Source organism: Pseudomonas fluorescens group sp. PF-1, from assembly GCF_054481335.1.
This window is the reverse complement of sequence record NZ_JBTMNG010000002.1, coordinates 1,345,508-1,359,914: the sequence shown is the minus strand read 5'-3', so window position 1 is coordinate 1,359,914 and position 14,407 is coordinate 1,345,508. Positions and strand designations below refer to the sequence as shown.

The window sequence follows — 14,407 nt, the reverse complement described above, 5'->3', positions numbered from 1 at the left end:
GATGAACGCGACGCGGTGAGGCTGGATCACCGCGCCTGGGACTTACTCCAGCGCCGCAGCCGGCCCGAAGAACTCATAACGGCTTTGTTTCTCTGGCACGCCCAAGGCCTTGAGGTGCCGTTTGATGGCCACCATGAAGCCTTTAGGGCCCAGGAAGTAAGCGTCTACATCGCGCTCTGCCGGCAGCCATTCGCCCAGTTGCTCCTGGCTCAACAACCCGACCTTGTGTGCCGCCGCGCTGACGCCGTCATCTTCGTCGTAGCAATAGAAGCGCTTGAGTTGCGGGTGACGCTCCGCCAGACCGTCGATCCAGTCGCGGAAGGCGTGAACGCTGCCATTGCGGGCACAGTGGATGAAGTGCACTGGCCGTTCGGTTTCCAGCGCCGCTTCGAGCATCGCCAGGGTCGGGGTGATGCCGACGCCGCCGCTGATCAGCACCAGCGGTTTTTCGCTGGCGGTCAGGGTGAACTCGCCCGATGGCGGGAACAACTGGATGCTCGAACCGACGTGCAATTGATCGTGCAGATGGTTGGAGGCACGACCGCCGTTTTCCCGCTTGACGCTGATGCGGTACTGGCCTTTGTTCGCCAGGGCCGACAGTGAATAGTTACGACGAATCTCTTCGCCATCGAGGATCAGTTTCATGCCGATGTACTGGCCTGGCTCTGCAGCCAGAATCGGGCCTTTATCTGCAGGTTCGAAGTAGAACGAGGTGATTTCAGCGCTTTCTTCGACTTTGGCCGCCACGATGAATTCCCGCGCCCCGCGCCAGCCGCCCGGTGCCTGCTCCTTCTGATCGTAGATGCTGGTTTCGGCACCGATCAGGATGTCCGCGAGTTGACCGTAAGCCGCGCCCCAAGCCGCGATCACTTCCGGCGTCGCGATTTCTTCGCCCAGGACTTCGGCGATTGCGCGCAACAGGCAGGTGCCGACAATCGGGTAGTGCTCCGGCAGAATTTGCAGGGCCACGTGCTTGTTGATGATCTTGGCCACCAGGTCGCCCAACTGGTCGAGTTGGTCGATATGGCGCGCATACATCAGTACGCCATTAGCCAGGGCGCGCGGCTGGTCACCGCTGGCCTGGTGAGCCTGGTTGAACAGTGGGCGCACTTGCGGATACTCGGAGAGCATCATGCGGTAGAAGTGGGTGATCAAGGCTTCGCCGCCGCTTTCCAGCAACGGTACAGTGGATTTGACGATGGCACGGTCTTGGGCGCTAAGCATAAAGTGACTCCAGGGCAACGAGGTTTTCTCAACGTTTGCCCTGTACTTATCAGTTTCCATGCCAATATTTATATTGTTAAAAATCAATAACTTACAGACAAGATAGTCATATCGACACAGCTTGCTTTATAGTCACACTGACTACATGGAGTCACTATGACTGCAAAATCCCTGCTGACCGCCCTGCTGCCACTGGTCTCGGACCTGTCCCGCGAACTGCCCGAAGGCGAGCGCTATCGGCGCTTGCTGGAAGCCATGCGCGCCCTGCTCCCTTGCGATGCGGCGGCCCTGCTGCGCCTCGACGGCGAATGGCTGGTGCCGCTGGCCGTCGACGGCTTGAGTACCGACACCCTCGGCCGCCGCTTCAAGGTCAGTGAACACCCGCGCTTCGAAGCCTTGCTCAGCAGCTCCGGGCCGACCCGCTTCGCCGCCGACAGCGACCTGCCCGACCCATATGACGGTTTGGTCGAGGGTCTGGATGATCATCTGGAAGTCCATGACTGCATGGGCTGCCCGCTGTTTATCGATGAACGTCCGTGGGGGCTGCTAACCCTCGACGCCCTCGATCCGGAACAGTTTCAACCGATCGAACTCGATTCGCTGGAAGCCTTCGCCAGCCTCGCCGCCGCCACGGTCAACGCCGCCGAGCGCATCGAACGCCTGAACAATCGCGTCGAGGACGAACACCAGCGCGCCGAGGTGTACCGTCAGGCCAGCGGCCAGCAGAGCCGTGAAATGATTGGCCAGAGCAAGGCGCACAAGCGCCTGGTGGAAGAAATCAACCTGGTGGGCGGCAGCGACCTGACCGTGCTGATCACCGGAGAAACCGGGGTTGGCAAGGAACTGGTGGCCCAGGCCATTCACGCCGCTTCGACCCGGGCCGACAAACCGATCATCAGCCTCAATTGCGCCGCTCTGCCGGACACACTGGTGGAGAGCGAACTGTTTGGCCACGTGCGCGGCGCCTTTACCGGGGCGATGAATGATCGGCGCGGCAAATTTGAACTGGCCAACGGCGGCACGTTGTTTCTCGATGAAGTCGGCGAGCTGTCGCTGACCGTTCAGGCAAAACTGCTGCGGGTCCTGCAAAGTGGTCAATTGCAGCGACTGGGTTCGGATACCGAGCATCAGGTCGACGTGCGGCTGATCGCGGCGACCAACCGCGACCTGGCCGAAGAAGTGCGCAGCGGCCGTTACCGCGCCGACTTCTATCACCGCCTCAGCGTTTACCCACTATTAGTACCGGCCCTGCGCGATCGCGGGCGGGATGTGCTGTTGCTCAGCGGCTACTTTCTGGAACAGAACCGCTCGCGCATGGGCCTCAACAGCTTGCGCCTGAGCACTGATGCCCAGGCTGCCCTGCTGGCTTACGACTGGCCGGGCAATGTGCGGGAGCTGGAACACCTGATCGGCCGCAGCGCCCTGAAAGCCTTGGGTAACTGCAAGGAACGGCCAAAGATTCTCAGCTTGAGCGCGGCGGACCTGGACCTGCCCAATGCCAATGCGCAAGCACCCGCCGAGCAAACGGCGCCCGCCGCCATGGCGCTGGTCACGGGGGATTTGCGCGAAGCCACCGAAAACTATCAGCGCCAGTTGATCGGCGCGTGCCTGGAGCGGCATCACAACAACTGGGCGAGTGCGGCGCGTGAGCTGGGCCTGGATCGGGCGAATCTTGGGCGGATGGCCAAGAGGCTCGGCATGAAGTGACGCCCAACTTGTGTCCGAACCGCACACCGGTGGCGAAGGGGCTTGCCCCCTCGCCACCGGTGTCGTGCTAAAACCAATGGATGGGTATTGGCCCTAAAGCCTGCCCCCAACAAGTCGATAACCCGGCATCGAAGTTATTGGCAATCCTCGCGATAGCCCATCACCTTTTTCCCAAGAAGGTACATATGTCTTCCATCAAAGCCCGTGCAGATTCACTGTCGCTTCTGCTGTTTACCTTGCGCAGCGGCAAGTTGATGGCTATCAACCTGCTCAAAGTCAGTGAAATCATCCCCTGCCCGCCGCTGACCAAGCTGCCGGAGTCGCACCCCCACGTCAAAGGCATTGCCACGCTGCGTGGTGCGTCGCTGTCAGTGATCGACCTGAGCCGCGCCATCGGCGAACGTCCTCTGGAAGACCCCAATGGCGGCTGCCTGATCGTCACCGACGTCAGCCGCTCCAAGCAGGGCCTGCACGTCCAGGCGGTGAGCAAGATCGTTCACTGCCTGACCACCGATATCCGTCCGCCGCCCTTCGGGTCTGGCGGGGTGCGCTCGTACATCACCGGCGTGACCTCGGTCGACGGCACCCTGGTGCAGGTACTGGACATCGAAAAAGTCATCCACGGCATCGCCCCGGCGCAGATCGAAACGGCACCGACCGAACTGAGCATGGAAGACGCCGAGCTGTTGGGGAACGCACGGATTCTGGTGGTCGATGACAGTCAGGTGGCCCTGCAGCAATCGGTGCACACGTTGCGCAATCTCGGCCTGCAATGCCATACGGCGCGCAGCGCCAAGGAAGCCATCGACTGCCTGCTGGATTTGCAAGGCACCGCCCAGCAGATCAATCTGATTGTCTCGGACATCGAAATGTCTGAAATGGACGGCTACGCCTTCACCCGAACCCTGCGCGAAACGCCGGATTTTGCGCACCTCTATGTGCTGCTGCATACCTCGCTGGACAGCGCGATGAACAGTGAAAAGGCTCGTCAGGCCGGTGCCAACGCGGTGCTGACCAAGTTCTCCTCGCCCGAACTGACCCAGTGCCTGATCACGGCAGCCAAGGCTGTGGCTGAACAGGGTCATTGAGTCTTGGCCGAGGACTTTTGCTTGTTGATGCGGCGCAACCTCGCCGAGGCTGTGCCGGCCATCCCTTGGCCAGGCGATCTTCAATTGACCCGCTACCGCCCTGAACTTGCCGACACCGTCCATCAGTTAATGACACTGGGTTACCGCGAGGGCGGTGGGGGCGTACCGGCGCTGGAGTGCTGGCAACGGCAATTTGAAACCGACCCCGAATACGATCCCGACCTATGCTTCATTGCCCTGGATGCCGAAGGTGTGGTTGCCGTGTGCCAGTGCTGGACCAGCGCCTACATCAAAGACCTGGTGGTGCATCCTCGGGCTCAACGGCGAGGTCTGGGCCGCGCTTTGCTGCTGCACGTGTTCAAGGTGTTCCAGCAACGCCGCGAAGGTTTTGTGGATTTGAAGGTGCTCGAAGACAACCTGCGCGCGCAGCGGTTGTATGAAAGCGTCGGGATGTTTGTGGTTCGCCGGGAACCGGTTCCAGCCTGACGAACACCCTCCTTCAGGCATAATCCGGTCATTCGCCCCCCAAAAGGATTTCCGGACCATGAAAGCCGCCACCCTGACCTTGCTCTGCCTCACCGCCCTCGCCACCCAGGCCCAGGCTTCCAGCCCCGACGCCTGGGCCGCTTATGACAAAACCGTCCTGGCCAGTTGCACCAAGGCCAGTGGCCTGAAGAATGCCAACCCCGTGGGCAATGCCGCCCAGTTCGACGACCGCGTCGGCTACACCGCGCTCCTGCTGCAAGGTCAGTACCCGCAAAAACACATGAAAGGCGCGCAAGGCACCGAGCTGTGTCTCTACAACAAAAAAAGCAAAACCGCGTATGTCACCGAATGGGACTCGATTCGCCCCGCCATCAAGGCCCAGTGAGTGGCGCATAACTTGCTTCGGCAGCAGACTTCACGGTGACATTCTGTCGCCGCTCCCCTCGACGCGACTGAGCGCTCAATGAATACGACGTTTTCCTGCGTAGGCTGTGGCAAATGCTGCAACGATCACCATGTGCCCCTGACCCTGTCCGAAGCCCGGATGTGGGCGGCCGATGGCGGGCAGGTGATCGTGCTGGTGGAGGCGTTCCTGAGCAATGGCCTGGGCCTGCCAGCCCGGCAACGCGACCACGCTGAGCGCCGCTCGGCACAGGTTCACAGCGGCGAATCCGAGGCGTACGTCGCCATCACCTTTGCCGCCTACAATGTCGGTCCCTGCCGGAATCTTGACGAGGACAACCTCTGCCGCATCTACGAGCGCCGGCCATTGGTGTGCCGCATTTACCCGATGGAAATCAATCCGCACATCGCTCTCAACCCGGCCATCAAGGAATGCCCGTCCGAGTCCTGGGAAAAAGGGTCGGACCTGATCGTTGGCGGTGAGTTGGTGGACCGCGAGCTCCGGGTGCTGATTGAGCGCTCCCGCCAGGCGGATCGCGATGATATTCAAATGAAGGACGCGATTTGCGCGCTATTGGGGATTCGCACGACGGCGCTGAAGGGGGATGGATTTGCCGCTTATCTGCCGGACATGAACGAGTTTGCCTCGATCCTCGACGACTTGGCCGGGCAGACATTGCCGCAGTGGGACAGCGAATGGCTGTTCCATGTGTCCGGTGAAGATATCGCCAGGCAGGTCACGGATGCCGGTGGGCAAGTGGCAACGCAGGCGCCGGCGAACTACTCGTTTATTTCGTTGCGGGTGGCTTGAGTCTAAAAAAGGTGTCGCCTGTGAGGGCGTCATTGCAAGCAAGCTCGCTCCCACAGGGGAATGCATTCCAATTGTGGGAGCAAAGGCAGGCCTGACACCGCAAAGCCTGGAACCTAGCGCTTGCCCATCGAACGCCGAGTCCCTGGTGGCGCCATGCCCGGCGTCTTGGTGTGGCCGTTCTTGGCGCCGTTCTTGTACCACGGCTGATTTGCGTTCTTGGCGCCAGCCAATTCTCCTGGCTTGAACGGGAACTTGAACGCCGGGATGGCGGCTTTGGTTTCGCTGTCGGCGCTGGAGTCGACGCAGTCTGGCAGCTCTGCCTGCTCGTCGCTCAAGGTGTCGGCGACCGGCGGTTGTTTCGGGGAAGTCATGAAAGCTCCGGGTGATGCGTAAAGTGTCGGGCCCGGTCAGCGAGCCACGAAAGGCGGCAGTATAGCGGAACGGCAGCTACAAGCTTCAAGCGGTGAGCTTCAAGTTAAAAAGCGACGGGTACGGCTTTTAGGCTTGCAGCTTGCCAGTTGATACTTGTAGCTTGCTAAGCATTCTCCTCCGCCCTGACGAGCCCCGCCCCATGAAAAAGACCGTCCTCGCCTTCAGCCGCGTCACGCCTGAAATGGTCGAACGCCTGCAACAAGACTTCGACGTCATCGTGCCGAATCCGAAAAATGGCGACATCAACGCCCAGTTCAATGAAGCCCTGCCCCATGCCCATGGCCTGATCGGCGTCGGCCGCAAACTCGGTCGCGCCCAACTGGAGAACGCCGCGAAACTGGAAGTGGTGTCCAGCGTTTCGGTGGGCTACGACAACTATGATGTCGCGTACCTCAGTGAGCGCGGAATCATGCTCACCAACACCCCGGACGTGCTCACAGAAAGCACCGCTGATCTGGCGTTCGCCCTGCTGATGAGCAGTGCCCGGCGCGTGGCTGAACTCGACGCCTGGACCAAGGCCGGCCAATGGCAGGCGAGCGTCGGTACGGCGTTGTTCGGTTGCGATGTGCATGGCAAGACCCTGGGTATCGTCGGCATGGGCAACATCGGCGCGGCCATCGCTCGCCGTGGGCGCTTCGGTTTCAACATGCCGATCCTCTACAGCGGTAACAGCCGCAAGACCGCACTGGAACAAGAGCTCGGCGCACAGATGCGCAGCCTGGATGAACTGTTGGCCGAAGCCGATTTCGTCTGCCTGGTGGTACCGCTCAGCGAGAAAACCAAACACCTGATCAGCCATCGCGAACTGGCGCTGATGAAGCCGAGCGCGATTCTGGTGAACATCGCTCGCGGCCCGGTGGTCGACGAACCGGCACTGATCGAAGCCTTGCAGAACAACCGGATTCGCGGCGCCGGGCTGGACGTGTACGAAAAGGAGCCGCTGGCCGAGTCGCCACTGTTTCAGCTGAAAAACGCCGTGACGCTTCCGCACATTGGCTCGGCGACCCACGAAACCCGCGAAGCCATGGCCAATCGTGCCCTGGCCAACCTGCGCAGCGCCTTGTTGGGTGAACGCCCACAGGACCTGGTCAACCCGCAAGTCTGGAAAGGCTGAATAACCCAGGGCAGGCGCTACCGATGCCTGCCCGCACACTTTAAACCCCGCACATTCAACTTGGCGCTACATATCCTGCAATTCAGTTCACGACCAGACAAATAACCCGCCGTATAAACTCCAAACTAAAAACACACCAAAACTTAGTTCTGGAGACATTTAACCTTGAACCAAATCACAACCAACCACGTCATAAAATTCAGTAAAGCCACACTGATGTTATTCGTCAGTTTCTTCGGCTTGCTGGTGATGTACAGCAACATTACCGATTACGCCACCAACTATGAGTATCTGTCGCATATCCTGAGCATGGACACCACCCATGCGAGTTCCAGGTACAGCGAGCGAGCGATCATCTCGCCCATGCTCCAGCATCGAATTTACTGGCTGATCATTACCCTTGAAGTCATGTACACGACCTTCTGCATCATGGGCACGTACTATCTGTACAAGAACATCAACTCCAGCAGCAAAAAATTCCACGAAGCGAAGAAGTTCGCCATTATCGGCTTATTGATTGCACTCTTTCTTTATTACCTCTGTTTCCAAGTCATTGGTGCCGAGTGGTTCAATATGGACCAATCGCAACACTGGAACTACAAAGACTGGGCCCAGCACATTGTCGACTTCATGTTGCCATCGCTGCTGTACGTGGCGATCAGGATCGAGCGTTGAAAACACACTCGACCCTGACAAGGCTTCAAGCCAGCTTGCCATTGCCTTGAACCATCGGCGCCTTGGGCTTGCGGAACACCAGTACGTTGCCCAGCATCACCAGCACCAGCCCCACCAGGGCCGGCAAGGTCCATTGATACCCCTCGGCGAACGCAGACACGTTCAGCGCCACCACCGGGAACAACACGGTGCAATACGCGGCGCGCTCCGGCCCCATACGCCCGACCAGTGTCAGGTAAGCCGTGAAACCAATCACCGAACCCGGAATGACCAGGTACAACAGCGAACCGATGTAGCGGGCGTTCCACTCCACATCGAATGGAATGCCCTTGACCAGGCACCACACCGACAGCATCGCCGCGCCATAGGCCATGCCCCAGGCGTTGGTGGTCAGCGGCTTGAGCCCGGCCTTCTGCTGCAGGCTCGACAGCATGTTGCCCGCCGAGAAACACAGGGTGCCGCACAGCGCCAGACCCAGGCCGAGCAGGGTTTGCGGGCTGGCGGTATGGCCGACCAGTTCCGGCCAGAACAGCAGGCCCAGGCCGCACAAGCCCAGCGCGCCGCCCATCAGCACGTTGCGGGCGATTTTCTGGCCGAAGAACACCCGTGCATTGAGGGCGTTCCACAGTGTCGCGGTGGAAAACACCACGGCGACCAGACCGCTCGGAATCCACTGGCTGGCCGTCAGGAAGCACATGAAGTTGACGCAGAACAGGCACAGCCCTTGCGCCAGGCAAATCAAATGCCCACGACGGTTCATCACCTGTAACCGCCGACTGAGCAGCAACATCACAAACAGCACCAATGCGGCGAGGCCGAAGCGATAAACGATCGACACGGGAATCGCCACCACGCCCAACTGCCATTTCAAGGCAATCCAGGTGGTGCCCCAGATCAGCACGGTCAACAAATACAACGAAAGGTTCATGACAAAGGCTCCTCGATAGGTGCCCAGTGTCCTGCGTCGCACCATGGCGCACTTGCATAAACTTGCGCTTTTGTCGCGCCACTGGCTGGCAGGCGCACGCCTACGGAGTAGGATGCAAGGCGTTGGAGAGAACTGATCATGCCCGCACTGGAAACCCTGCAAGTCTTTCAAGCCCTCAACCGCTCGCCCAATGCTCGCCTCGAGCACAGCGCCGAGCTCGGTGACGGCATGGCGGCAGCCTTGTGGAGCAACCATCACGACGCCCAGGATTACGAAGCGCCGAGCCACCACACTTTGTCCTGCTACATCGCCGGCGGCACCGGCACCTTTCGCCGCGATCAGCCCGGCACCAAGGGCGGCCCGGACAAGCTGTGCATCCTGCCGGCCGATCATCAGTCAGGCTGGGTGATCAACGGCGACATTCGTCTGGCCCACCTCTATTTCAGCCCGGAACAATTCGCCCTCGGCTGCGTCACGCTGCTGGACCGCGAGCCCCGTGAAGTGCAGTTGCGCGAAGGCACGTTCCTCGACGACCCGCTGCAAGCGCGGCGCTTTCGACAGATGATCGGCCTCAATTGGGATGAACCCGGCGAACGCCTGCTCACCAGCAGCCTGGCCCACGAAATGCTCAGCCATGCCTTGCTCAGTCAGGTCGGGCTGCGCGACGGATTACGACTCAAGGGCGGGTTGGCGGCACATCAGCGGCGACAGTTGGTGGAATACATCGACAGCCAGTTGGGCGAAGCCATCAGCCTGGGACAACTGGCAGCGCTGTGCGCGCTGTCGGAATACCACTTTGCGCGGATGTTCCGCGAAAGCTTCGGCCTGCCGCCGCATCAGTACGTGCTGGCACGGCGACTGGGCCGGGCGCGGGAGTTGTTGCGCTCGACATCGCAGCCGCTGGGGGACATCGCGCTGGCCTGCGGATTTGCCAGTGCCAGTCACTTCACCAATCGCTTTCGCCAGGTCTCGGGGGGGACGCCGGGCGAATATCGGCAGGCGTTTTTGCGCTAGGTTCGGGATATCAAGCGGCTGTCAGACCGCCATCGCGAGCAGGCTCGCTCCCACAAGGGAATGAATTCCAATTGTGGGAGCGAGCCTGCTCGCGATAAACGATGACGCGGTCTTGCGTTAGAACTCCAACGTACTCGACAACGTCACCTGCCGCGAATCGCCCATCGACACAAAGAACCGGCTCGCCGCCGAGGTGTAGTAAGTACGGTCAAACAGGTTCTTCACGTTGAGCTGGAACTTGACCTTTTGCCCATCAAGCTGCGTGTCGTAGGTGGCGAATGCGTCGGCAACGGTGTAGCCCGGCAGATCGAAATCGTTCGCCGCGTTACCCGCCCGCTCGCCGACATAACGCGCTCCCGCACCGACCCGTAGCTGATCGCCACCGATAACGCGGCCGAAGTCGTACACCGCCGACATTGAACCGCTGTTGCGGGCCACGTTTTGCAGTTTCTTGCCCTTGTAGTCCGGGTCTTCGGTCACTTCAGCATCGGTGTAGGCGTAACTGCCGATCATGCTCCAGCGGTCGCTCAGTTGACCGCTCAGGTCCAATTCAAGACCGCGGGAGCGCACTTCGCCGGCGGCGCTGTAAATCGTGACCGGGCCTTCGGAATTGGCCACCAACACGTTGCGTTTATTGATATCGAACAGGGCGATGTTGCCCGTGACCCGCCCCGGCATATCGAGCTTGGCACCGATCTCCCAGGACTTGGCTTCTTCCGGTGCAATGCTGCCATCGAGCACGGTACTGCTGCCGCTCAGGGGGGCGATGGTCGAGTTGGGTTTGAAGGATTCGGTGTAGCTGCCGTAGAACGACAGCTCATCGGTGTAGCGATAGACGAGGCCGGCGCGCGGCACCCATTTCTGGCCGTTGTTGTCGGTGTTGGCCTTGAATGGCACGCCTTTGCCGGCGTACTGGTCGTACGCCTGAAAACGCCCGCCCGCTACAAAAATCCACTGGTCGGTGAGGTGAATCGAGTCCTGCACAAACACCGAATCGCTGCGCAGCAAATCGGTCTGGGCACTGTCCGCCGGGCTGACTGTGGTGCCCTGGACTTCACGGCCGTAGACCGGGTTGAGGTAGCTGAACGTGCTCAGGCTTTTCTGGCGGATCAGGTCGGCGCGGTAGATCTTGCGGTACTCGTCATCGATCCCGAACACCAAGTCATGCTGCATGCCCGCGACATTGACCTTGCCTTCAAGGCTGGCCGTGGCGAACCGGTCGGTGCTGATCGCATTCTGCGTGCCGTCCATACTGCGGGTCAGGGTGCCTTTGCCGGTGTCGATGGCGGTGACACGGACTTGGCTGGCGTCGTAGGTTTCGCGGTTCCAGCTGTAACCGAAGTGGGCGTTCCAGTTGTCGTTGAGTTCGTGATCGGCCTCGAAGTGATAGAGATCCGAACGCCCTTCCATGTCGTTGAACGGCTCGTCGAGGCGCTCATTGCGAGAGATGTCCAAGGGGTGGTTAGTGCGCGGATCGATCACGGTGCCACGGTCGAACGGGGTGAGGAATTCGCGATGCTCATAGGCGAAGAGCAGCTTGGTGCGCTCGCCGAACCAGGCCAGCGACGGCGCCACCAGAGTCTCGCGATGTTCACCGTAGTTGCGCCAGTAATCTTCGTCTTCGTGGTCCAGCACCATGCGATAGGCCAGCCCGGAAGTCCCCAGGGCGCCGGTGCTGTCGAAGCTGCCGCCACTGCCGTTTTTTCCTTCACCGTAAGTCGAGCCGCGCAGGGTCAGGGCGTTGTACTGCTCAAGTTCTGGCTTTTTGCTGACCATGTTCACCACACCGCCCGGGTCCTGAATCCCGTAGAGCAACGAAGCCGGCCCCTTGAGCACTTCAACCCGGTCCACCGTGGCGTTCATGCCACGGCCCTGCACCAGGGGCATGCCGTCGCGCATGATCGAGCCGTTGCGGTTGTCGCCGAAGCCGCGGGTCATGACTGAATCCTGAGTGCTGCCCAGCGTATTGCCCTGGGTAATGCCGCTGACGTTGGCCAGCGCGTCATCCAGATTACGCGGTGCCTGATCGCGAATGACCTGGGCCGCCACCACGTTGATGGTCTGCGGGATCTCCTGAATCGGCGCCGAACTGCGCATGATCGAACTGGTGGGCGGCGGCTGGTAGCTGGTGGATTGATCCATCACCGAAGTGATGGTGGTTGCCCCCAGGTTCAAGGCGCCTTCGGTGGGCTGCGGTTCCAGTGCGAGGGTGTGATCGTCGGTGCGACGGAAGGTGAAGCCTGAACCGCTGAGTAAACGCTGCAGCGCCTGTTCGGCACTCATCTGGCCGTTGATGGCCGGCGCGTTGAGGCCGTAGGGCGCTTCATCGGTGTAAATCACACTGATGCCAGTGACGCGGCTGAAGTCGCTCAGGGCCTGGGGCAGCGGTTTGGCGGCCATCGAAAAACTGAAGGGCGCGCGTTGCGGGGCACGGGTGTCTGCAGCCATTGCCACACTCAGCGGCAACAACGCCAACGCCGAAAAGCTCAACGCAGCAACACCCCACCATTGTTTGACCGAACCCGATTTTGCCCTGGACTTCATGACTCGTGACCTGTGTAGAACCGCAATGGATGCGAATGAATCGCAGTTTCAGTCACTACACGAATGGCGTTCGGATTTACCTCAGCACAAAGTTGAAAAAAATTTAATCGAGGGTGATTGGCAGACCAGCGATGGCGCCATAAGGGTCAACGCAAAATAATCAAATGCCCCAGAAGCTGGTGTTGCTCAAATCCCAGTACTGCCTGCAACGAACTCAGCACCGACTGCGGGTCCTTGCTCGGGAAGCTGCCACTGACCCGACGTTTCGCCAGTTCATCGTTGAGCAACACGATCCGTCCCGGGTAATAGCGCTCCAGGTCCTGGACCACATCGGCCAGTGTCGCTTTGTAGTAATTGAGCCACCCCTGACGCCACGCCAACTGCGCTTCGCTGTCCACCGCGTGGAGTTTTTCCGCCAGGCCTTTGCCATATGCCACTTGCTGACCAGCCGTCAGGACCTGCTGCCCGGCGCTCCTGTCCGCCGTCACGCCGACCCGCCCGGACAACACCGTGACCTTCGCCCCATGGGGTTGCAGGCGCACCTCGAACTGCGTACCCAACACTTGGGCGCGGCCCTTTTCGGCCTCCACCACAAACGGCTCGCCGGTGTGGGTCACGTTGAAAAAACCGGCCCCTCGTCGCACCTGCACATGCCGCTCGCCGCGACTGAAATCCACGGCGATGGCGCTGTCGGCATCGAGGGTGACTTGCGACTGATCGGCCAGGGTGACGGTGCGGATTTCCCCCGGTGCCGACACAAAATCGGCCCCCAGGTCATCGACCCAGCGCGAGGGCTGCCAACCCGTACCGAGGCTGATCATCAACAGCAGACACGCCGCCATGGCCAACGCCCCGGACCAACGCACAACGCTGCGGCGGCGCGAGCGGTTCATGGCGTCGAGATAACCTTGCAGGGCCGATGCATCCTCATCCGCCATCGTCCGCGCCGGCACTTCGCTCAGTTCCCAGACAACCTGAGCACGGGCATAGGCCTCGGCATGGGCCGGGTCGGCCTGCAACCACTGGCTGAACGTCGCCTGATCACCGCTGCTGGGCTGGTCGTGCAGCAGACTCAGCCAGGCCAGTGCCGCCTGTTCCTGTGCTGGCGTCGGGATGACGGGTTCAATGGTATTCACTTCGCTTTCCCTGGCGTGCGAGGTTCGGGTTCCCGCAGGCTGGCCTTGCAGGCCTTGAGCGCGCGCATCATGTGTTTTTCCACGGCACTTTGGGACAGTCCCATGGCCTTGGCGATCTCGGCATATTTGCGGCCGTGGATACGATTGAGCAGAAAGATCTGCCGCGTACGTTCGGGCAATGCGCGCAACGCCGCCTCGACATGTCGCAGATCGTTGCCCGCCTCCAGTGCCGCTTGCGGTTCGCTGCCCACGCCATCCACCGGTTCGACCATCAGACCTTCGCTGGCCCGCACCCGCGAGCCCTCACTACGCAAATGGTCGATGGCGATGTTTCCCGCGCAACGCAACAGGTAGGTGCCGAGCTCTTCGACCTGCACCAGCGGCCGTCGCCAGAAACGCAGGAACAAGTCCTGAACCAGGTCCGCCGCCGTCGCCCGGCAGCCGACGCGACGACTGACCAGCGCTTCCATTTGCGAACGTTGCGAGAGGAACACCTGAAGAAAATGTGCACGGTCGCCGTGCAGGTCATCGCGCTGGATTTCGCGGGGTTCGGGAGGACGAGTGATCATCGAATCAGTACTGCGCCATTGCGGTCATCAGCCTGGCCAGCAGCACCGCACTGAGCATCAACGGTAAAACGAGGGAACGTGCCGAGGGTGCCTTTCATGTCGCGACCTGGAAACCGATGAAGCCGCGTGAACATCACGGGCCAACAAGGCCGCCAATACTAATGATAAATATTCTCATGCGCAAAAAATAAAAGATGAAACAGCGTTCCAACGCCAATGACGCTGAAAACAAAACGGGCCTGCAATGCAGGCCCGTTCGAGTGGGTGGTTTTAAAAG

15 protein-coding genes are annotated in these 14,407 nt (G+C 60.5%); 9 read left to right on the top strand and 6 right to left on the bottom strand.

What is annotated here, in order from left to right; all coding sequences use genetic code 11:
* Positions 1-42: 42 nt before the first annotated feature.
* Positions 43-1,224: an NO-inducible flavohemoprotein gene (hmpA, locus tag ACX3YD_RS20855; RefSeq protein WP_458960888.1), complete on the bottom strand. Its 1,182-nt coding sequence runs from the start codon at positions 1,222-1,224 to the stop codon at positions 43-45.
* A gap of 156 nt (positions 1,225-1,380) precedes the next feature.
* Between hmpA and norR the strand changes: the two genes are divergently transcribed.
* The 5 genes from norR to ACX3YD_RS20830 all read left to right on the top strand — a co-directional run bounded on the left by norR (position 1,381) and on the right by ACX3YD_RS20830 (position 5,718).
* Positions 1,381-2,931: a nitric oxide reductase transcriptional regulator NorR gene (gene norR / locus ACX3YD_RS20850; protein WP_458960887.1), complete on the top strand. Its 1,551-nt coding sequence runs from the start codon at positions 1,381-1,383 to the stop codon at positions 2,929-2,931.
* Between the two features lie 185 nt (positions 2,932-3,116).
* Positions 3,117-4,019 carry a chemotaxis protein CheV gene (locus ACX3YD_RS20845; protein WP_047537916.1) on the top strand — a complete coding sequence of 301 codons (903 nt, stop codon included), beginning with the start codon at positions 3,117-3,119 and terminating at the stop codon, positions 4,017-4,019.
* Positions 4,020-4,046: 27 nt separating this feature from the next.
* Complete coding sequence (locus ACX3YD_RS20840; RefSeq protein ID WP_103405252.1) at positions 4,047-4,505, top strand: GNAT family N-acetyltransferase; 459 nt, start codon at positions 4,047-4,049, stop codon at positions 4,503-4,505.
* Positions 4,506-4,563: 58 nt separating this feature from the next.
* Positions 4,564-4,890 (top strand): hypothetical protein, encoded by a 327-nt coding sequence (locus ACX3YD_RS20835; protein WP_103405251.1) that lies wholly within the window; start codon positions 4,564-4,566, stop codon positions 4,888-4,890.
* Between the two features lie 78 nt (positions 4,891-4,968).
* The gene (locus ACX3YD_RS20830) at positions 4,969-5,718 is read left to right on the top strand and encodes a YkgJ family cysteine cluster protein (protein ID WP_458960886.1); all 750 of its coding nucleotides are present in this window, start codon (positions 4,969-4,971) and stop codon (positions 5,716-5,718) included.
* A 113-nt stretch (positions 5,719-5,831) separates the two neighbouring features.
* Here ACX3YD_RS20830 and ACX3YD_RS20825 read toward each other — a convergent pair whose 3' ends face one another.
* Entirely contained in the window at positions 5,832-6,089 is a 258-nt protein-coding gene (locus ACX3YD_RS20825; RefSeq protein WP_458960885.1) for a hypothetical protein, read from the bottom strand.
* A 200-nt stretch (positions 6,090-6,289) separates the two neighbouring features.
* On the opposite strand from ACX3YD_RS20825, the gene ACX3YD_RS20820 reads away from it, so the two are divergent.
* Entirely contained in the window at positions 6,290-7,264 is a 975-nt protein-coding gene (locus ACX3YD_RS20820; RefSeq protein ID WP_103405248.1) for a 2-hydroxyacid dehydrogenase, read from the top strand.
* 165 nt (positions 7,265-7,429) lie between these two features.
* Positions 7,430-7,939, top strand: a complete 510-nt coding sequence (locus ACX3YD_RS20815) for a DUF2165 family protein (protein WP_458960884.1) — start codon at positions 7,430-7,432, stop codon at positions 7,937-7,939.
* 25 nt (positions 7,940-7,964) lie between these two features.
* Here ACX3YD_RS20815 and ACX3YD_RS20810 read toward each other — a convergent pair whose 3' ends face one another.
* Positions 7,965-8,867, bottom strand: coding sequence for a DMT family transporter (locus tag ACX3YD_RS20810; RefSeq protein WP_458960883.1), 903 nt, complete (start codon positions 8,865-8,867; stop codon positions 7,965-7,967).
* Positions 8,868-9,005: 138 nt separating this feature from the next.
* Between ACX3YD_RS20810 and ACX3YD_RS20805 the strand changes: the two genes are divergently transcribed.
* A complete protein-coding gene (locus ACX3YD_RS20805) occupies positions 9,006-9,881 on the top strand; it encodes an AraC family transcriptional regulator (protein WP_090467220.1) in 876 nt (291 codons plus the stop codon).
* 117 nt (positions 9,882-9,998) lie between these two features.
* Here the strand turns inward: ACX3YD_RS20805 and ACX3YD_RS20800 are convergent, their stop codons facing one another.
* Positions 9,999-12,425 carry a TonB-dependent siderophore receptor gene (locus ACX3YD_RS20800; RefSeq protein ID WP_458960882.1) on the bottom strand — a complete coding sequence of 809 codons (2,427 nt, stop codon included), beginning with the start codon at positions 12,423-12,425 and terminating at the stop codon, positions 9,999-10,001.
* Between ACX3YD_RS20800 and ACX3YD_RS20795 the strand changes: the two genes are divergently transcribed.
* Positions 12,316-12,585 (top strand): hypothetical protein, encoded by a 270-nt coding sequence (locus ACX3YD_RS20795; protein WP_458962114.1) that lies wholly within the window; start codon positions 12,316-12,318, stop codon positions 12,583-12,585. The genes ACX3YD_RS20800 and ACX3YD_RS20795 overlap by 110 nt on opposite strands.
* Here the strand turns inward: ACX3YD_RS20795 and ACX3YD_RS20790 are convergent.
* Together ACX3YD_RS20790 and ACX3YD_RS20785 are read right to left on the bottom strand one after the other, a co-directional pair.
* Positions 12,572-13,561 carry a FecR family protein gene (locus ACX3YD_RS20790; protein WP_458960881.1) on the bottom strand — a complete coding sequence of 330 codons (990 nt, stop codon included), beginning with the start codon at positions 13,559-13,561 and terminating at the stop codon, positions 12,572-12,574. The two genes, ACX3YD_RS20795 and ACX3YD_RS20790, sit on opposite strands and share 14 nt — an antisense overlap.
* The gene (locus ACX3YD_RS20785) at positions 13,558-14,130 is read right to left on the bottom strand and encodes an RNA polymerase sigma factor (RefSeq protein WP_458960880.1); all 573 of its coding nucleotides are present in this window, start codon (positions 14,128-14,130) and stop codon (positions 13,558-13,560) included. The genes ACX3YD_RS20790 and ACX3YD_RS20785 overlap by 4 nt, the downstream gene beginning before the upstream one ends.
* Between the last annotated feature and the right edge of the window lie 277 nt (positions 14,131-14,407).